The 20258-nt window shown below is 73.1% G+C and carries 17 protein-coding genes; 15 read left to right on the top strand and 2 right to left on the bottom strand.

From position 1 onward, the window contains the following. The first annotated feature begins 21 nt into the window (after window positions 1-21). The 9 genes from recG (at window position 22) to mutM (ending at window position 8291) form a co-directional block, all read left to right on the top strand. A complete protein-coding gene (gene recG, locus ABT015_RS25715; protein ID WP_350882943.1) occupies window positions 22-2238 on the top strand; it encodes an ATP-dependent DNA helicase RecG in 2217 nt (738 codons plus the stop codon). A 105-nt stretch (window positions 2239-2343) separates the two neighbouring features. Further along, window positions 2344-2877: a hypothetical protein gene (locus tag ABT015_RS25710; protein ID WP_350882941.1), complete on the top strand. Its 534-nt coding sequence runs from the start codon at window positions 2344-2346 to the stop codon at window positions 2875-2877. Between the two features lie 132 nt (window positions 2878-3009). After that, complete coding sequence (gene rsmD, locus ABT015_RS25705; RefSeq protein ID WP_350882939.1) at window positions 3010-3594, top strand: 16S rRNA (guanine(966)-N(2))-methyltransferase RsmD; 585 nt, start codon at window positions 3010-3012, stop codon at window positions 3592-3594. A gap of 49 nt (window positions 3595-3643) precedes the next feature. Next, complete coding sequence (gene coaD / locus ABT015_RS25700; RefSeq protein WP_350882937.1) at window positions 3644-4135, top strand: pantetheine-phosphate adenylyltransferase; 492 nt, start codon at window positions 3644-3646, stop codon at window positions 4133-4135. Between the two features lie 206 nt (window positions 4136-4341). After that, window positions 4342-5556, top strand: coding sequence for a F0F1 ATP synthase subunit B family protein (locus ABT015_RS25695; RefSeq protein ID WP_350882935.1), 1215 nt, complete (start codon window positions 4342-4344; stop codon window positions 5554-5556). Window positions 5557-5728: 172 nt separating this feature from the next. Beyond that, window positions 5729-6373, top strand: coding sequence for a YceD family protein (locus tag ABT015_RS25690; RefSeq protein ID WP_350882933.1), 645 nt, complete (start codon window positions 5729-5731; stop codon window positions 6371-6373). A gap of 2 nt (window positions 6374-6375) precedes the next feature. Next, a complete protein-coding gene (gene rpmF, locus ABT015_RS25685; RefSeq protein WP_030056747.1) occupies window positions 6376-6549 on the top strand; it encodes a 50S ribosomal protein L32 in 174 nt (57 codons plus the stop codon). 20 nt (window positions 6550-6569) lie between these two features. Next, a complete protein-coding gene (rnc, locus tag ABT015_RS25680) occupies window positions 6570-7361 on the top strand; it encodes a ribonuclease III (protein WP_350882931.1) in 792 nt (263 codons plus the stop codon). Window positions 7362-7412: 51 nt separating this feature from the next. Continuing rightward, on the top strand, window positions 7413-8291 hold the full coding sequence (gene mutM, locus ABT015_RS25675) for a bifunctional DNA-formamidopyrimidine glycosylase/DNA-(apurinic or apyrimidinic site) lyase (RefSeq protein ID WP_350882929.1): 879 nt from the start codon (window positions 7413-7415) through the stop codon (window positions 8289-8291). A 31-nt stretch (window positions 8292-8322) separates the two neighbouring features. Here the strand turns inward: mutM and ABT015_RS25670 are convergent, their stop codons facing one another. Then, window positions 8323-9243 (bottom strand): DMT family protein, encoded by a 921-nt coding sequence (locus tag ABT015_RS25670; RefSeq protein ID WP_350882927.1) that lies wholly within the window; start codon window positions 9241-9243, stop codon window positions 8323-8325. Window positions 9244-9536: 293 nt separating this feature from the next. Between ABT015_RS25670 and ABT015_RS25665 the strand changes: the two genes are divergently transcribed. The 5 genes from ABT015_RS25665 (at window position 9537) to ftsY (ending at window position 17246) form a co-directional block, all read left to right on the top strand. Beyond that, window positions 9537-10895 carry a hypothetical protein gene (locus ABT015_RS25665; protein ID WP_350882925.1) on the top strand — a complete coding sequence of 453 codons (1359 nt, stop codon included), beginning with the start codon at window positions 9537-9539 and terminating at the stop codon, window positions 10893-10895. Window positions 10896-11015: 120 nt separating this feature from the next. After that, on the top strand, window positions 11016-11315 hold the full coding sequence (locus ABT015_RS25660; RefSeq protein ID WP_350882923.1) for an acylphosphatase: 300 nt from the start codon (window positions 11016-11018) through the stop codon (window positions 11313-11315). Window positions 11316-11717: 402 nt separating this feature from the next. Then, on the top strand, window positions 11718-11921 hold the full coding sequence (locus tag ABT015_RS25655) for a hypothetical protein (protein ID WP_063347689.1): 204 nt from the start codon (window positions 11718-11720) through the stop codon (window positions 11919-11921). 190 nt (window positions 11922-12111) lie between these two features. Further along, window positions 12112-15762 (top strand): chromosome segregation protein SMC, encoded by a 3651-nt coding sequence (smc, locus tag ABT015_RS25650; protein WP_350882921.1) that lies wholly within the window; start codon window positions 12112-12114, stop codon window positions 15760-15762. A gap of 239 nt (window positions 15763-16001) precedes the next feature. Further along, a complete protein-coding gene (ftsY, locus tag ABT015_RS25645; RefSeq protein ID WP_350882918.1) occupies window positions 16002-17246 on the top strand; it encodes a signal recognition particle-docking protein FtsY in 1245 nt (414 codons plus the stop codon). Window positions 17247-17387: 141 nt separating this feature from the next. Here the strand turns inward: ftsY and ABT015_RS25640 are convergent, their stop codons facing one another. Further along, window positions 17388-18065 carry a bifunctional DNA primase/polymerase gene (locus ABT015_RS25640; protein WP_350882916.1) on the bottom strand — a complete coding sequence of 226 codons (678 nt, stop codon included), beginning with the start codon at window positions 18063-18065 and terminating at the stop codon, window positions 17388-17390. A gap of 604 nt (window positions 18066-18669) precedes the next feature. Here ABT015_RS25640 and nsdA point away from each other — a divergent pair. After that, window positions 18670-20124 carry a transcriptional repressor NsdA gene (gene nsdA / locus ABT015_RS25635; protein ID WP_350882914.1) on the top strand — a complete coding sequence of 485 codons (1455 nt, stop codon included), beginning with the start codon at window positions 18670-18672 and terminating at the stop codon, window positions 20122-20124. Window positions 20125-20258: the final 134 nt, after the last annotated feature.

The raw sequence follows: 20258 nt of genomic DNA, 5'->3' as shown, positions 1-20258 counted from the left end.
CGTGGTGTAAACAGGGGCCTGATGGGCGCTCTCGATGAACCACTGACCAAACTCGTCGGCGACCGCACCGCGAAGGTGCTCGCCGACAGCCTCAAACTGCGCACGGTCGGGGACCTGCTGCACCACTATCCGCGCCGCTACGTCGAACGCGGCCAGCTCACCAGCCTGGACGAGCTGGAGATCGACGAGCACGTCACCGTGCTGGCCCGGATCGAGAAGGTCACCCTGATCCCGTTCCGCGGCCGCAAGGGCGACCGGCTGGAGGTCGTCGTCACCGACGGCCGCAGCCGGCTCTCGCTGGTCTTCTTCAACCAGGGCTGGCGGCAGAAGGAGCTCAAGTCCGGCGCCCAGGGCCTGTTCGCGGGCAAGGTCGGCGTCTTCAACCGCAGCCGCCAGCTGGTCTCGCCGGACTACCAGCTGCTCGACGAGGAGGCCGGCTCGGACGCCGCCCGGCAGTTCGCCGGCCGGCTGATCCCGGTCTACGGCGCCAGCGCGCAGATGCCCAGCTGGAAGCTGTCGATCTGCATCGAGACGGCCCTCACCAAGCACCTGGCCGACGTCGGCGAGCCACTGCCCGCCGAACTGCGCGAGCGGCACGGGCTGATCCCGCTGCCCGAGGCGCTGGAGCTGATCCACCGCCCGCGCGGCCAGGCCGACCGCGAGCTCGCCCAGAGCCGGCTGCGCTGGGACGAGGCCTTCGTCCTCCAGGTCGCCCTGGCGCAGCGCCGGGCCGCCGAGTCCGCGCTGCCCGCCGTCCCGCGCAGGGCCCGCGCGGGCGGCCTGCTGGACGCCTTCGACGCCCGGCTGCCGTTCACCCTCACCGAGGGCCAGCAGAAGGTGTCCGCCGAGATCGCCGCCGACCTCGCGAGCGAGCACCCGATGCACCGGCTGCTCCAGGGCGAGGTCGGCTCCGGCAAGACCCTGGTCGCGCTGCGCGCCATGCTCGCCGTGGTCGACGCGGGCGGCCAGGCCGTGCTGCTCGCGCCCACCGAGGTGCTGGCCCAGCAGCACCACCGCTCGATCGTCGAGATGATGGGCGACCTGGCGGAGGGCGGCATGCTCGGCGGCTCCGACCTCGGCACCCGGGTGGTGCTGCTGACCGGCTCCATGGGCGTCCCGGCCCGCCGCCAGGCGCTGCTCGACATGGCCTGCGGCGACGCGGGCATCGCCATCGGCACCCACGCGCTGATCGAGGACAAGGTCCAGTTCCAGGACCTCGGCCTGGTCGTGGTCGACGAGCAGCACCGCTTCGGCGTCGAACAGCGGGACGCCCTGCGCGCCAAGGGCGAACAGCCGCCGCACCTGCTGGTGATGACCGCCACCCCGATCCCGCGCACCGTCGCGATGACCGTCTTCGGGGACCTGGAGACGTCCGTCCTCGACCAGCTGCCGGCCGGCCGCTCGCCGATCTCCACCCACGTCGTCCCCGCGCTGGAGAAGCCCAACTTCCTCACCCGGGCCTGGGAGCGCGTGCGCGAGGAGGTCGCCAAGGGCCACCAGGCGTACGTGGTCTGCCCCCGGATCGGGGACGAGGAGCCCGCCGCCGAGCCGAAGAAGAAGCGGAAGGCGGCCGAGGAGGACCTGGAGGACGTCGCCGACGCCGGTGCCGGGAGCGACGAACGGCGGCCCCCGCTCTCGGTGGTGGAGACCGCCGGGAAGCTGGTCGGGGGGCCGTTGCAGGGCCTGCGGGTGGAGATCCTGCACGGCCGGCTGGCCCCGGAGGCCAAGGACGAGGTGATGCGCCGGTTCACGGCCGGCGAGGTGGACGTGCTGGTCGCCACCACCGTCATCGAGGTCGGCGTCAACGTCCCCAACTCCACCGCGATGGTCATCATGGACGCCGACCGCTTCGGCGTCTCCCAGCTGCACCAGCTGCGCGGCCGGGTCGGCCGCGGCAGCGCCGCGGGCCTGTGCCTGCTGGTCAGCGACATGCCCGCGGGCAGCGCCGCCCGGGCCCGGCTGGACGCGGTGGCCGGCACCCTGGACGGCTTCGAGCTGTCCCGGATCGACCTCGAACAGCGCCGCGAGGGCGACGTGCTGGGCCAGGCGCAGTCCGGGGTGAAGTCCTCGCTCAAGGTGCTCTCGGTGCTGGAGGACGAGGAGGTCATCCTCACCGCCCGGACGGAGGCCACCCGGCTGGTCGCCGAGGACCGCGAGCTGGCCGCCCACCCGGAGCTGCGCACCGCGCTGGAGAGCCTGCTCGACGAGGACCGCGCGGCCTACATGGAGAAGGGCTGAGCGGCCGCCTCCGGCCCCGGAATTGTCAGACCCCCGCGAGAGAATGAAGGTGTTCAGGGCGCACCCCCAAGGTGCGTACCTGGCACGACATTTGGGGGTCCTGCCATGGCATTCCGTCATCTCAACGAGCTCCCGCTGGGCGACAAGGTCTTCCGGATCGAACTCGCCAGCGACGACGACCGCGAGGTCACCCTCACCCTGACCGGCTGGCGCGAGGGGGCGGCCGCCCAGCCGCTCGCCTCGGGCAAGCTCCGCCTGCCGGTCGAGGACGTCGCCTCGCTGCGGATCGCGCTCAACCGCGCGCTGCGGGCGCTGGCGATCGTCGCCGACGTCTCCGAGCCCATCCCCGACCGCGACGTGCTGCGCGAGCTGTACCCCGGCCACGGCGCCCCCTGGGTCCCGCAGCACGAGGAGGAGCTGGTCCGGCGCTTCCACGACGGCGAGACCGTCGCCCGGATCGCCGCCCGCTTCGGCCGCACCCCCGACTCCGTCCGCACCAAGCTGCGCGAGCTCGGGCACGACCCGCGCCGCCCCGAGTTCTGCCCGCCCGACGGCTGCCTGTCCTGGTCCCGCTACGCCTCGCCGGCGCTGCTCGGCGCGGCCGCCCCGGCCCCGCCGGCGGGCTCCGAGGCGAGCTGAGACGCGCCCTCGGGCCGGCTGAGGCGGGCTCCGGGGCGGGCTGAGCCGTGACCCCGAGGCCCCACCGATCCGCCGGTGGGGCCTCGACCCGTATAGCGTGGTCGGGCAGCGACGAAAGGACCTTCCCCCACCATGACCCGCGTGATCGCCGGGCTGGCCGGCGGCCGCCGGCTGGCCGTACCGCCAGGCCGGGGCACCCGCCCGACCTCCGACAAGGCCCGTGAGGCGATGTTCTCCACCCTGGAGGCGCTGCGCGGCACCCTGCACGGGACCCGGATGCTCGACCTGTTCGGCGGATCGGGCGCGGTCGGCCTGGAGGCGCTGTCGCGCGGCGCCGAGCACGTCCTGCTGGTCGAGGCGGACGGCCAGGCGGCCCGGGTGATCCGGGAGAACGTCCGCACGATCGGCCTGCCGGGCGTGGAGGTGAAGGCCGCCAGGGCCGAGCAGGTGATCGCGGGCCCGTCCCCGCAGACCCCGTACGACCTGGTCTTCCTCGACCCGCCGTACGTCGTGACGGACGACGAACTGCGCGAGATGCTGATCACACTCCTGGCCGGGGGCTGGCTCGCGGAGGACGCACTCGTCACCGTGGAGCGCAGCACCCGTGGCGGCGAGTTCGGCTGGCCCGAGGGCTTCGAGGTGCTGCGCTCGCGCCGCTACGGCGAGGGCACGCTCTGGTACGGTCGCGCCGCCGCCGAGACCAGCCAGCACGAGTAGCGGGCCGAGGCCCGCAGCAGCCGTCACCCCACGAGGGAGCACCCACGCCATGCGCCGCGCCGTCTGTCCCGGTTCGTTCGACCCGATCACCAACGGTCATCTCGACATCATCGGGCGGGCCTCGAAGCTGTACGACGTCGTGCACGTCACGGTCCTGATCAACCGCAACAAGCAGGGCATGTTCAGCGTCGAGGAGCGGATGGACCTGATCGAGGAGGTCACCGCGGACTTCGGCAACGTGGTGGTCGAGTCGTACCACGGCCTGCTGGTGGACTTCTGCCGGGAGCGCGGGATCCCCGCGATCATCAAGGGCCTGCGTGCGGTCAGCGACTTCGACTACGAGCTGCAGATGGCCCAGATGAACCACGGCCTGTCCGGGGTGGAGACGCTGTTCGTGCCGACCTCCCCGACGTACAGCTTCCTCTCCTCGACGCTGGTCAAGGAAGTCGCCTCGTACGGCGGGGACGTCTCCCACCTGCTGCCGGAGACGGTGCACCGGCGGCTGGTCGAGCGGATCGCGGAGCGCAGGGCCCAGCAGTAGGCGGGAGCGTCGGCGCCGCGGGGAGGGCGTCCGTTTCTGCCGGTTCGTCATGACTTGTCCGAAGCCCGGTCGACCGGTTCGGCTCGGGCGTTGTGACCTCGCCGCGCGGTGGCCGTACAGTCTGTATTCCTGCCCCTGCGGTGAGGTTCACCGCGTCGGGCCTGCCTCCGCCGGACCGTCGGCGGCACACGGAAAGACGAAGCCCCGTGGACGTGCAGAACAAGGTCGACGAGATCGTCGCGGCGGTCGAGAACGCCCGCTCGATGCCGATGTCGGCCTCCTGCGTGGTGAACCGGGCCGAACTGATCGGCCTGCTCAACGCCCTCAAGGCGGAGCTGCCCGCCGAACTCGCCCAGGCCCAGTCGATGATGGCCGACCACGAGCAGGTGGTGGCCGGGGCCCAGGCCGAGGCCGACCGGATCATCCAGGGTGCGCACGCCGAGCGCGGCTCGCTGATCTCGGACACCGAGGTGGTCCGCCGGGCCCAGGCCGAGGCCGACCGGATCCTCGCCGAGGCCCGTGGCGAGATCGAGGCCAAGCGTGCCGAGGCCGACGACTACGTGGACAGCAAGCTCGCCAACTTCGAGGTCGTGCTGACCAAGACGCTCGGCGCCGTCGGCCGCGGCCGGACCAAGCTGCGCGGTGACTCCAGCGTCTTCGAGACCGAGTTCGACGGCGAGACGGACGGCGAGGAGTTCCAGCCGCAGCGGATCACCCCCAGCCCCGAGGTCGACGAGTACGTCGATGTGAAGCTCGCCACGCTGGAGAACGTCCTCAGCGCCACCCTGGAGGCCGTCGGCAAGGGCCGCGACAAGCTGCTCGGCAAGCGGCCGATCGACGAGCTGGGCGCCTACCTGGCCGCCGCCGACGAGGCGCAGCAGGCCAAGGAGCGGGCCGAGGCGGTGGCCGCCGGCTTCGCCGCGGACGGCGATGCCAACGGCGACGACATCGCCTGGTACCGCGAGGACGTCCCGCAGCAGCAGACCTGGCCGGAGCAGACCCCGGCCGCGGCGGGCTGGCAGGCCCAGGGCGTCGACCAGTACGCGGCCGCCCAGCAGCAGGGCGGGCAGCAGCAGGGGCAGTACGCCGAGGTGTACGCCGGCGGCTACGACCCGGCCGGCCAGGGTGACCCGTACGGTGCCCAGTGGGGGCACCAGCAGCAGGGCGCCGCGGACGGCTACCCGCAGCAGCAGCACCCGGACTACGCGGCCCAGCAGCAGCACGGGGACTACGGCTATCCGCAACAGCAGCAGCCGGGTTACGGTGCGCAGCAGTACGACGCCTACACCTACCCGCAGCAGCCTGCCGCCCCGCCGGTCGTGCCGCAACAACAGCAGCAGCAGCCGGGTCTGGACGAGACCAGCTTCTTCGACACCAGCATGATCGACATGACCCGGCTCCGGGAGCTGGGCGGCCGCTGAGCCGGCCCCGCGCGGGCCCGGCGGAAGCTCCTGACGGGAGCGAAGTTGGGCCTGGCGGGAGACTCCGGTAGGCTGACCACTCCGGCCTTTTCGTGTCGGACTGTCGGCTTGCCCGCGCACCGCTGGTGCGGTGGCACCGCGATCGAAGATTCCCCATGGAAGTCAGGACACCTTGAACCGCCTCGACCACCGCGACCCCCTCGTGTTCGACACGCACGAGCTGGGACGTCGCCCGGGCTCGCTGCGCAAGGTGTCCCGCACCCTGGAGGCCCCCGCGGGCCTGGGGATCATCGACGTGATCGGCGTCCCCGAGAAGAGCGAGCTCCGGCTGGAGCTCCGCCTGGAGTCCGTGGTCGAGGGCGTGCTGGTCACCGGCACCGCCCAGGCCCAGGTCGAGGGCGAGTGCGCCCGGTGCCTGGAGCCCGTCGAGGACGACCTCGACGTCGACTTCCAGGAGCTGTACTACTACCCGGAGTCCGACGAGCGTCACCGCGCCCGGACCGCCGGGGCCGAGGACCTCGACGAGGACTCGGAAGAAGATACTTACCGCCTGGAGGGCGACTTCTTCGACCTCCAGCCGGTGCTGCGTGACGCGGTGGTGCTCGCACTGCCGCTGCAGCCGGTGTGCCAGGAAGACTGCCTGGGTCTGTGCTCCGAGTGCGGAGCGCGCCTGAGCGACGACCCGACGCACCACCACGACGCCGCCGACCCCCGGTGGGCGGCTCTGCAGGGACTCTCCGCCGCCCCCGGCGACGAGGGTGACGGGATCAAGAACAGCGACACCCGTGAGGGTCTCGCCGAGAACCAGGAGAAGTAGCCGTGGCTGTTCCGAAGCGGAAGATGTCGCGCAGCAACACGCGCCACCGTCGGTCCAACTGGAAGGCCGTTGTTCCGGCCCTCGTGGCGTGCGACCGCTGCCACGAGCCGAAGCTGGGTCACATCGCGTGCCCGAGCTGCGGCACGTACAACCGTCGCCAGGTCCTCTCGGTCTGATCGGCGGGGTGCACGGATCGATGTCGGACGGTAACTCCACCCGCAAGGCGTCCTCCGCCCCGAAGGGTTCCTCTTCGGGCGGTGGCAAGGCCGGTGGGCCGGCTTCGACCGAATACGACGTCCTGGAAGGGCGCCTCGGGTACACACTCGAGCGCGCCCTTCTGGTGCGTGCCCTGACCCACCGCTCGTACGCGTACGAGAACGGGGGTCTGCCCACCAACGAGCGCCTGGAGTTCCTCGGCGACTCGGTGCTGGGCCTCGTGGTGACCGACACCCTCTACCGCGTCCACCCGGACGTGCCGGAGGGCACGCTCGCCAAGCTGCGCGCCGCGGTGGTGAATTCCCGCGCGCTCGCGGACGTCGGCCGTGGCCTGGAACTCGGCACGTTCATCCGGCTCGGCAAGGGCGAGGAGGGCACCGGCGGCCGCGACAAGTCGTCGATCCTCGCCGACACGGTCGAGGCCGTGATCGGAGCCGTCTACCTGGACCAGGGTCTGGACGCGGCCACCGAGTTCGTCCACCGGCTGTTCGACCCGCTGATCGAGGAGTCCTCCCAGCTGGGCGCGGGTCTGGACTGGAAGACCAGCCTCCAGGAGCTCACCGCCTCGGTGGGCATCGGGGTGCCCGAGTACGTGGTCATGGAGTCCGGTCCGGACCACGAGAAGACCTTCACCGCGGCGGCCCGGGTGGCCGGCGAGGACTTCGGCAGCGGCGTCGGCCGCTCGAAGAAGGAGGCCGAGCAGAAGGCCGCCGAGAGCGCCTGGCGGGCGATCAAGGAGAAGTACGCCGACCGGCTGCCCGCCGGGGCGTGAGGGAGCAGTAGCCTTCCTCCTGCTGATCCCTTCCGCAGGAGGACTGTTCCCGTGCCCGAACTTCCCGAGGTCGAGGTCGTCCGCCGCGGTCTGGCGAACTGGGTCGCCGGGCGGACCGTCGCCGACGTCCAGGTGCTGCACCCGCGCGCGGTGCGCCGCCAGCCCGCCGGCGCCGCCGACTTCGCCGCCCGGCTGACCGGCACCACCCTGGGCACCGCGCAGCGGCGCGGCAAGTACCTGTGGGTGCCGCTGGCGGGGTCCGGCGCGGGCTTCTCGCTGATCGGCCACCTCGGCATGAGCGGCCAACTCCTCGTCCAGGACCCGTCCGTACCCGACGAGACGCACCTGCGGGTGCGGCTGCGGTTCACCGACGGCGGGCGCGAACTGCGCTTCGTCGACCAGCGGACCTTCGGCGGCCTCGCGGTCGAGGAGGCCGAGGACGGCGACCCGGAGGGCACGCCGCTCTCCATCGCGCACATCGCCCGCGACCCGCTCGACCCGCGCTTCGACGACGCCGCCTTCGCGGCCGCGCTGCGGGCCAAGCGCACCACCGTGAAGCGGGCGCTGCTCGACCAGACGCTGATCAGCGGGGTCGGCAACATCTACGCCGACGAGGCGCTCTGGCGCTCCCGGCTGCACTACGACCGCCCGACCGCGACGCTCACCCGCCCGCAGGCCGCCGAACTGCTGGCGAACGCCCGCGAGGTGATGACGGCGGCACTCGCCGTCGGCGGCACCAGCTTCGACAGCCTGTACGTCAACGTGAACGGCGAGAGCGGCTACTTCTCCCGCGACCTCGACGCGTACGGCCGCGAGCACGAGCCCTGCCGCCGCTGCGGCACCCCGATCCGGCGGGCCGCCTGGATGAACCGCTCCAGCTACTTCTGCCCCCGCTGCCAGCGCGTGCCGCGGGCCCGCAACGCGGGCTGACAGCAGGGGCCGGAAGCGGGGGCGGGGGAGCTCAGTGCTTGGCGAGTTCCGGCTGGTCGGCCGCCGCCTCGCCCGGGGAGCCGTGGGTGTCCTGGCCGAAGTAGGCGACCCCGACCGCGGACACCACCGCGAGCAGGAAGCCGACCACGCCGAGCCAGCCCAGGCCGGACTTGGAGGAGTCGCCGAGCCAGAGCACGCCGATCGCGCCGGGCAGCACCGTCTCACCGACCACCAGCGCCGCCGTCGCGCCGTTCACCGAGCCGATCTGCAGCGCCACGGTGTGCACGTACATGCCGCCGAGGCCGCCGACCAGGATCGCGTACAGCGCCGGGTCGGAGAGCAGCTTGGCGACGTCGAACGGGTCGATGCCGTTCAGGATGCGCACGCCGACGCCCAGCGCGCCGAAGCCCAGGCCGGAGAGCAGACCGGCGACGATCGCGCCCTTGGAGCCCATCCGCCGCACCAGCAGGCTGCCGCCGACCAGCAGCACGGTGGTGACCAGCAGCAGGCCCCAGTGGAAGGACATCGACGCGTGATGGCCGCCCTCAGGGCCGGCCGAGACGGCCAGCAGCACCAGCGCCGAGCAGAGCACGCCGATCGAGGCCCACTCCAGCTGCTTGAGCCGGATGCCGAGCAGCTTGATGCTCAGCACCGCGGTGATCACCAGGTTGGCGCTGATGATGGTCTGCGAGAGGAACAGCGGCAGCAGTCGCGCGGCCAGCGCGCCCAGCCCGAAGCCGATCAGGTCGAGCACCGTGCCGACGATGAACTCCCAGGTGACGGCAGCCTTCGCGGTGGAGGACAGGCTCGGCCCGCCGTGCTCGGTGGTGGCGCCGGCGGCGCCCTTGGCGGCCTCCTCGCGCGCGGAACGGCGGGATCCGACGGCCTGCAGGACTGAGCCGGTGCCGTAGCAGGCGGATGCCGCCACGGCGGTGACGAGGCCGATGATCACCGGGTGCTCCGATCGGGAGATGGGTCAAGAACAGGTAATGGGACCAGTGGTCCGGGACCACTATGCCCGTCCGCGCGGTACGGTCGGCACACCGCCCGGAACACCCTGGGCCCGCCGGGACGTACGTCCGGGCGCCGGCCGCGGTTCCCGTGCACCGCCCGCATCAGGGGCGAGTGGGGGAAACATCATCCCCGAGGAGGGGGGCGGCCCCGGCGGTCGGCGGGGAATCCTGTCATTACCAGTATGCGAAGGGTATGCCGTGCCTCGACGCCCGTCGGGGTAGCGTCGAGGGCATGAGAACCCTTGCACGACGTTCCCGGGGCGCCGGGCCGCTTGCCCTGGTGGCGGCGATGCTGGGGCTGCTGCTCCTGCTCGCACCGGCGGCCTCGGCCGCGGGCGGCCTGGACGACGCGGCCTCCACCCTGAAGCAGGGCCGGGTCTACGTCGACCCGGCGATGACCAGCCGATTCAGCCAGAGCCAGGCCGACGCCCTGACCGAGAAGATCAAGAAGGCCGACAAGCCGATCTTCGTCGCGGTCGTCCCGGCCGGCGCCCCCTACGGCGAGCGGACCGTCTTCAACGACCTGCGCACCAAGGTCGGCATCGACGGTGCCTACGCGATCTGGCGCGGTGACCAGTTCGCGGCCAAGGCGGACCTCGGCGCGATGTCGAAGGGCAGTGCCGAGCGGATCGCCGGCGCCGCCTTCCGCTCCCACAACGGCGACATCGACGCCACCCTGAACGAGTTCGTCGACAGCGCCGCCCCGCAGGCCAAGGGCACCGGGGTGAACCACAGCACCTCGATCGCCTGGGTGGTCATCCCGGTCGTGCTGCTCGCGCTGGCCGGCGCCGGCGTCTTCCTCCTCTTCCGCCGCGCCAAGGCGCGCAAGGAGGAGCAGGCCCGGGCCGAGCTGGAGCAGCTGCGCCGGGTGGTCGACGAGGACATCACCGCCTTCGGCGAGGAACTGGACCGGCTCGACTTCAACCCGGCCGCGACCGACGCCGACGACACCCAGCGCACCGACTACACCCACGCCCTGGACTCGTACGAGAAGGCCAAGCGGCTGATGGACGAGGCCAAGCGGCCGGACGACGTCAAGCCGGTCACCGAGGCGCTGGAGGACGGCCGGTTCGCGCTGGCCACCCTGGCCGCCCGGCGGGAGAAGCGCCCGGTGCCCGAGCGCCGTCCCCCGTGCTTCTTCGACCCGCGCCACGGCCCGTCGGTCAAGGACGTCGACTGGGCCCCGGCCGACGGCGCCGCCCGCACCGTCCCGGTCTGCCGGTCCGACGCGGACCGGCTGGCCGCCGGCCTCGACCCGGCCATCCGCACCGTCGAGACCGAGCACGGCCCGCAGCCGTACTGGAACGCCGGCCCGGCCTACGCCCCCTGGGCGGGCGGCTACTTCGGCGGCTTCGGCGGCGGCCTGCTGCCGGGCCTGCTGGTCGGCACCATGCTCGGCTCGATGATCAGCAGCCCGGCCTACGCCGCGGCGCCGATGATGGACCAGGGCTACCAGGACCAGCACGAGGGCGGCGACTTCACCGGCGCCGACTTCAACTCCTCCGACTTCAGCGGCGGCTTCGGCGACGGCGGCGGATTCGGTGGCGGGGACTTCGGTGGCGGCGGCGACTTCGGCGGCGGCGACTGGTGACCCGCTGAGCTCCACCGCGACACCCTGCGGCCCCGCCGGACTTCCTCCGGCGGGGCCGCTCCGCGTGGTCGACGGCCCCGTGGAGCCCTGACCGTCCGCCGCGTTCGTTAGGCTCGGGGCATGCACGGTCGCGACGCCCACAGTGAGGAACCGGTCCGGGTGACCGCCTGGGTCCGGGGGAAGGTCCAGCAGGTCGGGTTCCGCTGGTGGACCAGGGCACGGGCGCTGGAGACCGGCCTGACCGGCTACGCGAGCAACCTCGGGGACGGCCGGGTGCAGGTGGTCGCCGAGGGCCTGGCCGCCGACTGCGAACTGCTGCTGGACCTGCTGCGCGGCCCGGACACCCCGGGCGAGGTCAGCGGCGTCACCGAGATCTGGACGGCCGTGGGCCCCGGCTACGAGGGCTTCGAGATCCGCTGAGCCCGGCCACACCCGCGCGGGCCGGAACTGATCCGCAACTGCTGGTGTCATGCGGTTGCCATTCGGGCAGACTCGTGGTTGACTCCGCATCGAACGATGATCCACGAGCAGCTGGTGGACCCGGCCCGAAGCCCCCAGGCGTGACGACACCGCCAGGCAGGTGACAGGGTCGCGGTAGCGTGCGGTGATCGTGTTGACCCTTTCCGTCTTTGGTGAGACGCTGGAAACCCGCGCACACGACCGCGTTTTCCCGGCAGGCGTCTGCCCTCGTGAGCCCAGCTCACGGTGGTTGAGCCGTAAGTGCCCAGCCAGCACTACCGGTGACGCGCCGCGCGTGCGTCCCCCTTCCCCCTAGACCTGTACCGTTCCGGTTCGGTCACTCAGCGTGGAGGACCATTCATCATGGCAAAGGCGCTTCTCGGGTACGTCGGCGGCCCCGACCCGCGAATGCTCTCCGAGATGCGACGGCTTCAGCAGCGCGTCCAGGACCTTGAATCCGAGCTCCTTCGGATGCAGGCCGAGAACGACGCGCTCGCCGCTGTCGCTGACGGGCACTCGCTGCTCAACAGCATCGATCTGGATCAGCGGGAGCCGGCTCTCACCTGAGTCCCGCCCGGTCCTCGCAGATCGACGCCGCTGTGCACTGAGCCGCTCCGAAAGGGACGCAGCTTGCAAGGGACGCCCGGTTGTGGCGTCCCTTCGTCGTGTCCGGGCCCGGGACGCACGGCCCGCCGGGGATACAGTCGCCGTTGACGACAGGCCCCGGGCCCTGGCGAGCGACGAGGAGACCGGCCGCGTGCACCTGAAGAGTCTGACGCTGCGCGGGTTCAAGTCCTTCGCCTCCAGCACCACCCTGCGCTTCGAGCCCGGCATCACCTGCGTGGTCGGCCCGAACGGCTCCGGCAAGTCGAACGTCGTCGACGCACTGTCCTGGGTGATGGGGGAGCAGGGCGCCAAGTCGCTGCGCGGCGGCAAGATGGAGGACGTCATCTTCGCCGGGACCAGCGGGCGCGCCCCGCTCGGCCGGGCCGAGGTCAGCCTCACCATCGACAACGCCGACGGCGCCCTGCCGATCGACTACTCCGAGGTGACCATCACCCGGACCATGTTCCGCAACGGCGGCAGCGAGTACGCGCTCAACGGCGAGACCTGCCGCCTGCTCGACATCCAGGAGCTCCTCTCCGACTCCGGCATCGGCCGCGAGATGCACGTCATCGTCGGCCAGGGCCAGCTGGACTCCGTCCTGCACGCCGACCCGATGGGCCGCCGCGCCTTCATCGAGGAGGCGGCCGGCGTCCTCAAACACCGCAAGCGCAAGGAGAAGGCGCTGCGGAAACTGGACGCGATGCAGGTCAACCTCAACCGAGTCCAGGACCTGGTGGCCGAACTGCGCCGCCAGCTGGGACCGCTCGGCCGGCAGGCCAGGATCGCCCGACGCGCCGCCGGCATCCAGGCCGACCTGCGCGACGCCCGGCTGCGGCTGCTCGCCGACGACCTGCTGGCCCTCCGGCAGGCCGTCGAGGCCGAGATCGCCGACGAACTGGCACTGCGGCTGCGCCGCACCACCGTCGAGCAGGAGCTGGCCGGTGTCGTCCAGCGCGAGGCCGTGCTGGAGGCGCAGGTCCAGCAGCTCGGCCCGAGCCTGGAGGCCGCCCGGCAGACCTGGTACCGGCTCTCCGCGCTCGCCGAACGCACCCGCGGCACCATCGGGCTGGCCGAGGCGCGCGCCCGGCACGCCGCCGCGGGCGGGCAGGCCGAGGAGCGGCGCGGCCGCGACCCCGAGGAACTGGAGCAGGAGGCCGCGCGGGTCCGCGAGGACGAGGCCGCGCTGGCCGAGGCCCTGGAGGAGGCGCAGTACGCGCTGGCCGAGGCGGTCGAACGCAGGAGTGAACTGGAGCGTGGGCTGGCCACCGAGGAGCGTCGGCTGCGGGACGCCGCCCGGGCCGTCGCGGACCGCCGGGAGGGCCTGGCCCGGTTGCAGGGGCGGGCCGCCGCCGCCCGCTCCAAGGCGGCCTCCGCCGAAGCCGAGATCGGCCGGCTGACCGAGGCCGGCGGGGAGGCACTGCTGCGGGCCGAGGCCGCGCAGGCCGAGTACGAGGAGCTCCAGCGGCAGGTCGGCGGCCCCGCCGGGGACGAGGAGCGGGCCGAGGCCGCCCACCAGGAGGCCCGGGAGCGGCTCGCCGCCGTCGAACGCGACCTCGCCGCCGCCCGGGAGACGGCCGGCGCCGCCGAGCGCGAACGCGCCGGGCTCACCGCGCGGCACGAGGCGCTCTCCCTCGGGCTACGCCGCAAGGACGGCACCGGCGCCCTGCTCGACGCGGGGGAGCGGCTGAGCGGACTGCGGGGCCCCGCGGCCGCGCTGCTGCGGATCGCCCCCGGGCACGAGGTGGCGGTGGCGGCGGCGCTCGGTGCGGCCGCCGACGCGGTCGCCGTCGACTCGCCCGGCACCGCCGCCGAGGCGCTGCGGCTGCTGCGCGCCGAGGACGCCGGCCGGGCCGCGCTGCTGATCGAGGGTGCCGGCCGGGCCGCGCTGCCGATCGGGGGTTCCGCTGAACCGCTCGCCGGCGTCGGGGAGTTGCCGGACGGAGCCCGCTGGGCCGCCGAACTCGTCGACGGGCCGGCCGGGTTGGTCGGCGCCGCGCGGGGTCTGCTGGCCGGGGTGGCGATCGTCGACACCCTCGACGAGGCGCTGCGGCTGGTCGCCGACCATCCCGGGCTGACCGCCGTCACCGCCGCCGGGGACCGGCTCGGCGCCGACTTCGCGCAGGGCGGCTCCGACGGTGTGCCGAGCCTGCTGGAGACCCGGGCGGCGGTCGAGGAGGCCGCCCGGGCGATCGCCGAACTCGCCGTCCGTTGCGCCGAGTCGGCCGGGCGCCTGGCCGAACTCTCCGAGCAGCGGCGGGAGTCGGCCGCCGCCGTGGAGCAACTCGCCGAACAGCGGCGGCGGCAGGAGAAGGAGCGCGCCCAGGTGGCGGGTGCACTCGGCCGCCTCGGCGGGCAGGCCAGGGCCGCCGCCGGCGAGGCCGAGCGGCTGTCCGCCGCCGCCGCGCGGGCCGACCTGGGCCTGGCGGAACTCCTCGCCACCGCGGAGGAGTTGGCCGAACGCCTGGCCGCGGCCGAGGACTCGCAGGACGCCGGAGAGGACGAGCCGGACACCGCTGAGCAGCAGCGGCTGGCCGAGGCCGCCACCGGCTCCCGGCAGGCCGAGCTGGAGGCCAGGCTCGCGGTGCGCACCCACGAGGAGCGGGTCCGCGCGCTCGCCGGCAGGGCGGATCAGCTGGACCGGGCCGCCCGCGCCGAGCGCGAGGCGCGTGCCCGGGCCGCCGAGCGCCGCCGACGCGCCGAGCACGACGCCGGGGTGGCGAACGCCGTCGCGGCGGGCGCCCGACAGCTGCTGGCCTGCCTGGAGGTGTCGCTGTCCCGCGCGGACGCCGGGCGGGCGGCGGTCGAGCAGGCGCGCGCCGAGCGCGAGACCGAACTGCGGGCGCACCGCGAGCACGGCCGCGGCCTCAAGGAGGAACTGGACAAACTGGTCGACGCCGGCCACCGGGACGAGGTGCTGCGGGCCGAGAAGCGGCTGCGGATCGAGCAGCTGGAGGCCCGGGCGCTGGAGGAGTTCGGCATCGACGGCGGCGAACTGCTCGCCACCTACGGGCCGGACCAGCCCGTCCCGCCGTCGACCCCGGAAGAAGGACGGGAGCCGGGCGAGCCGCGCCCGTACGACCGGGCCGAGCAGGAGAAGCGGCTGAGGGCGGCCGAGAAGGCGTACCAGCAACTGGGCAAGGTCAACCCGCTGGCGCTGGAGGAGTTCGCGGCACTGGAGGAGCGCCACCAGTTCCTCGGGGAGCAACTGGACGACCTCAAGCGCAGCCGGCACGACCTGCTGGACATCGTCCGGGAGGTGGACGTGCGGGTCGAGCAGCTGTTCGCCTCGGCGTACCACGACACCGCCGCCCAGTTCGAGGGCGTCTTCGCCCGGCTGTTCCCCGGCGGCGAGGGGCGGCTGGTGCTGACCGACCCCGACCACATGCTCACCACCGGCGTCGAGGTGGAGGCCCGCCCGCCGGGCAAGAAGGTCAAGCGGCTGTCGCTGCTGTCCGGCGGCGAGCGCTCGCTGACCGCGGTGGCACTGCTGGTGGCGATCTTCAAGGCCAGGCCCAGCCCGTTCTACGTGATGGACGAGGTGGAGGCGGCGCTCGACGAGACCAACCTGCGCCGGCTGGTCGGGATCATGGAGGAGCTGCGGGAGAGTTCCCAGCTGATCGTGATCACCCACCAGAAGCTGACCATGGAGTCCGCGGACGCCCTCTACGGCGTGACCATGAAGGGCGACGGCATCTCGCAGGTGATCAGCCAGCGGCTGCGCGAGGGGCAGCGGGAGCGAAGGGCGCGCCCGACGCCTCCTCGGCGGCGCGAGGAGGCTGTTGCCTCCGGGCCGACAGGCTGATCCACCGGCCTGGCCCGGGCAGATGCTCCCGGACGCTCCGATCACGGATACTGGAGCGGTTGTGACTCCTCCCCCTCGCTCGCGAGGGGGCTTCTCGTTCAGCCGTTTGACGACCTCATGACGGCCAAGCCCTGACCGGTGCCGCACGGCACAGCGGTCAGCGTAAGGGAGGCGGCGACGCTCCGTGCGTCGGTGACCGAAGGATCACTCTGTCGTGGGATCCCGAGAAGGAGATTTATGTGGAATACGTGATCCTTGCCGTAGTCATCGCCGTGGTCGCCATCGGCGCGATCGCCGGCCTCGTCGTTTCCGGCAGACGACGCCGGCAACTGCCCCCGAAGTCGCAGTCGCCGGTCATCACGGCGCCGCCGACCACCCCGCGGGAGCCCCAGGTCGGCGAGGAGGCCGCGCCGCCGACCGAGGAGCCCCGACGCACCGTCGAGGAGGTGCAGCTCCCCGAGACCGAGGCTCCGACCGAAGCCTCGACCGGAGCCCCGGCCACGGCCCCGACCGAGGTCGAGGCCGCCGAGGCCGAGACGGCACCCGCCGTCGAGGTCCCCGAGCCCACCGCCGGCCGGCTGGTCCGGCTGCGCTCCCGCCTCTCCCGCTCGCAGAACTCGCTCGGCAAGGGACTGCTCTCGCTGCTCTCCCGCGAGCACCTGGACGAGGACACCTGGGAGGAGATCGAGGAGACCCTGCTGACCGCCGACGTCGGCGTGGCCCCCACCCAGGAGCTGGTCGAGCGGCTGCGCACCCGGGTGAAGGTGCTCGGCACCCGGACGCCCGACGAACTGCGCGCGCTGCTGCGCGAGGAGCTCGTCGAGCTGATCGGAAAGGACACCGACCGCACCGTCCGCTCCACCAAGCACGCGGAGGGGCCGGCCGTGGTCCTGGTGGTCGGCGTCAACGGCGTCGGCAAGACCACCACCACCGGCAAGCTCGCCCGCGTCCTGGTCGCCGACGGCCGCAAGGTGGTGCTCGGCGCCGCCGACACCTTCCGGGCCGCCGCCGCCGACCAGCTGCAGACCTGGGGCGAGCGGGTCGGCGCGCGCACCGTGCGCGGCCCGGAGGGCGGTGACCCGGCCTCGATCGCGTTCGACGCGGTCAAGGAGGGCATCGCCGAGGGCGCCGACACCGTGCTGGTGGACACCGCCGGCCGGCTGCACACCAAGACCGGCCTGATGGACGAGCTGGGCAAGGTCAAGCGGGTCGTCGAGAAGCACGGCCCGGTGGACGAGGTGCTGCTGGTGCTGGACGCCACCACCGGCCAGAACGGCCTGATCCAGGCCCGGGTGTTCGCCGAGGTGGTCGACATCACCGGCATCGTGCTGACCAAGCTGGACGGCACCGCCAAGGGCGGCATCGTGGTCGCGGTCCAGCGCGACCTGGGTGTGCCGGTCAAGCTGGTCGGCCTGGGCGAGGGTGCGGACGACCTGGCGCCGTTCGAGCCGGGCGCGTTCGTGGACGCGCTGATCGGGGACTGAGGCCCCGTACGCACGAAGGGTCCGCTCCGCGAGGGGCGGGCCCTTTCGCGTTGCCGCCCGGGGGCCGGAGGGGTGCCCGGGACCGGAGGGGCGTGCCGAGGCGGAGGGGCGCGCGCCGAGGCGTGCGGGGCGCGCTGAGGCCTACGAGGCGAGCCAGGCGGGTTCGGCGGTGCGCTCGCGGCCGCGGTGGCAGGCGTAGGCGAGCGTGCCGAGCAGCAGCCGGGCCTCGGGCGGGCAACCGGCGTTGTCGCGGGTGGGGCGGCGCAGCCAGCGGACCGGGCCGAGCGGGCCGAGCGCGGTGGGCGGGGCGGCGACGTAGCTGCCCTCGCCGTGGCAGGTGAGGTCCAGCGCGGCGTCGTCCCAGCCCATCCGGTAGAGCAGGTCGGGCAGTCGGCGGGCGGCGCCGGCGGCGACCAGGAACTGCAGCCGGCCGGTGGGCGGGGCGAGCACCGGGCCGACCTGGGTGCCCATCCGTTCCAGCCGGACCAGCGCCTGCAGTCCGGCCTGCTCGGGGACGTCCAGGACGTCGAAGGCGCGGCCGGTGGGGAAGAGCACCGAGCCGCCGGAGCCCGCCTCCCGGGACCGGTCCTCGCCGCCCGGTACGGGATGCAGGCCGGGCGCGGCGCAGCGGTCGGAGCCGCAGGGACAGCAGGTCGGGGCGGTGGCGGAGCCGGCCGGGGCGCCGGTGGCGACCGTCCAGCCCCAGCGGCCGGTGTACTCCGCGGCGGCTTGGGACGCGGTGACCTTGGTGCGGCGGCGCGCGCCCAGCGGCGTCAACCGCAGGTGTCCCAGTCGAAGTTCGCCGAACAGGTTGTCCATGCCTCCCCCAACAGGTTCCCGTCGCCGATGGTTACGGGATGGTGACTGTGTGTTGATGGTCCGTTGCGTGGTGCGTTGTGCGGTGGCGGCGTGCAGCGCCCGGTGTGCGCCTGTCGTGGTGGTGCGCCTCGAGCGCCGCCTTGTGGCTGGCGGCACCGATGCCGGATCGTGGGGTGGGCGAGGCGGCCGCCGATCAGGGTGGACGTCGAACTCGCCTGTGACTGCGGTGGGTTGCCGGGGCTGCCGGGTTTCGCCGGAGGCCTTGGCGGCCCGCATGTGCCGGGCCGCCGGACTTCCTAGTGAAGCGCGTGGGCCGTGGCTTCGGTTCACTCGTGGGGGTGGCGAAAGGTGGCGTTTCGCCAGGGCCGCTCCCGTGGGCGCCGCGCGGGGCATTACGTTCAGCACACGGACGTCATCGTGGAATCGACTCCGGTCCGCCGGGGCGCGGGAGTTGGGAATCTGACGGTCCGTCCGTAACGATGGCACACCAGTGCGAGAGCGTGGTACGGCGACACCTCAGGCACGGCACGGCTGGCAAGGGCCCGAAACCGTCGGGCGTCACGATCGGGGCCCCCAGGGGGCCGGGCGGGATGGGGACGTTCCCATGGCAGAGAAGCAACCCAACGAGAAGCTGACCACCTGGTTCGCCCGCAGCGGCTGGTCCAAGGGCGAGCTGGCCCGTCAGGTCAACCGCCGGGCCCGGCAGATCGGTGCCCACCACGTGTCCACCGACACCTCGCGGGTGCGCCGTTGGCTCGACGGCGAACAGCCCCGCGAGCCGATTCCCAAGATCATGTCGGAGCTCTTCTCCGAGCGCTTCGGCTCGGTGGTCTCGATCGAGGACCTCGGCCTGCGCGCCGCGATCCCGGTCTCCACCGTGGGCGGCGGCGTCGACCTGCCGTGGAGCGCGCCGCAGACCGTCCAGCTGATCAGTGACTACTCCCGCAGCGACCTGATGCTCAACCGCCGGGGCTTCCTCGGCACCTCGCTCGCGCTGACCGCCGGCGCCGCGCTGATCGAGCCGATGCAACGCTGGCTCACCCCCGGCCCGACCGGCGCCCCCACCCCGATCCTCGCCGCGGCCAACGGCGGCGACCCGTTCACCGGCCGGCTGTCCGAGCCCGAGCTCGAACTGCTGGAGCAGACCACGGTCATGTTCCGGCAGTGGGACGCGCAGAACGGCGGCGGGCTGCGCCGCAAGGCCGTCGTCGGCCAGCTCCACGAGGTCACCGACCTGCTCCAGGAGACGTACAACGAGAACACCACCCGGCGGCTGTTCCGGCTCACCGCCGAACTCGCCCACCTGGCCGGGTGGATGTCGTACGACGTCGGGATGCACCCGAGCGCGCAGAAGTACTACGTGCTGGCCCTGCACGCCGCCAAGGAGGCCGGGGACCGCCCGTTCGGCGCACTCATCCTCACCGACATGAGCCGCCAGATGATCCACCTCAACCGGGGCGAGGACGCCCTGGAGCTGATCCACCTGGCGCAGTACGGCAGCCGGGACACCGCCAGCGCGCGCCAGCAGTCCCTGCTGTACGCGATGGAGGCGCGCGCCTACGCCACCATCGGCGAGGTGAACCGCTGCGCCCGGGCCGTCCGGCTGGCCGAGGACACCTTCACCGACATCCGCGAGGGGGAGGAGGAGCCGGACTGGCTGAAGTTCTTCTCGCCGGCCGAGCTGAACGCCGAGAACGCGCACTCCTTCCGTGACCTCGCGTACCACTCCGACAACGCCCAGCTGTACGCCTCGATGTCCGCGCCGGTGATGGAGCGCGCGGTCGACCTGTTCCGCCAGGACGGCGACCACGTGCGCTCGTACGCCTTCAACCTGATCGGCATGGCCAGCGTCCACCTGCTGCAGCGGGAGGCCGAGCAGGCCGCGGTGATGGCCGAGCAGGCGGTGGACATCGCCACCAAGGTGCGCTCGGAGCGGCTGAACTCCCGGGTCCGCAAGACCACCGAGGCCGCGGCCGCCCGGTTCAAGGGCGTGGACGCGGTGAGCCGGCTCAAGGAGCGCGTCGTCCAGGACATCCCCGAGTACGTCTCGGTGGTCTGAGCACCCCGAGCCCGTGGGCCGCTGTTCCGGCCCCGAGGACCCCGCCGACCGTGACGGCCGCCGCCGCCACGGTCGGTGGCCGTCGTGCCACCGGCCGTCCCGTTCGGCGGCACGGTAACCCGTTCGGCCCTGCG

Source organism: Kitasatospora sp. NPDC094016, assembly GCF_040304045.1.
GTDB lineage: Bacteria > Actinomycetota > Actinomycetes > Streptomycetales > Streptomycetaceae > Kitasatospora.
This window is presented reverse-complemented; position numbering and strand designations above follow the sequence as displayed.

Coding starts and splice junctions, on each gene's coding strand:
- recG (WP_350882943.1), top strand. CDS start 22: ATGGGCGCTCTCGATGAACCACTGACCAAACTCGTCGGCGACCGCACC.
- ABT015_RS25710 (WP_350882941.1), top strand. CDS start 2,344: ATGGCATTCCGTCATCTCAACGAGCTCCCGCTGGGCGACAAGGTCTTC.
- rsmD (WP_350882939.1), top strand. CDS start 3,010: ATGACCCGCGTGATCGCCGGGCTGGCCGGCGGCCGCCGGCTGGCCGTA.
- coaD (WP_350882937.1), top strand. CDS start 3,644: ATGCGCCGCGCCGTCTGTCCCGGTTCGTTCGACCCGATCACCAACGGT.
- rnc (WP_350882931.1), top strand. CDS start 6,570: ATGTCGGACGGTAACTCCACCCGCAAGGCGTCCTCCGCCCCGAAGGGT.
- ABT015_RS25665 (WP_350882925.1), top strand. CDS start 9,537: ATGAGAACCCTTGCACGACGTTCCCGGGGCGCCGGGCCGCTTGCCCTG.
- ABT015_RS25660 (WP_350882923.1), top strand. CDS start 11,016: ATGCACGGTCGCGACGCCCACAGTGAGGAACCGGTCCGGGTGACCGCC.
- ABT015_RS25655 (WP_063347689.1), top strand. CDS start 11,718: ATGGCAAAGGCGCTTCTCGGGTACGTCGGCGGCCCCGACCCGCGAATG.
- ABT015_RS25640 (WP_350882916.1), bottom strand. CDS start 18,065: ATGGACAACCTGTTCGGCGAACTTCGACTGGGACACCTGCGGTTGACG.
- nsdA (WP_350882914.1), top strand. CDS start 18,670: ATGGCAGAGAAGCAACCCAACGAGAAGCTGACCACCTGGTTCGCCCGC.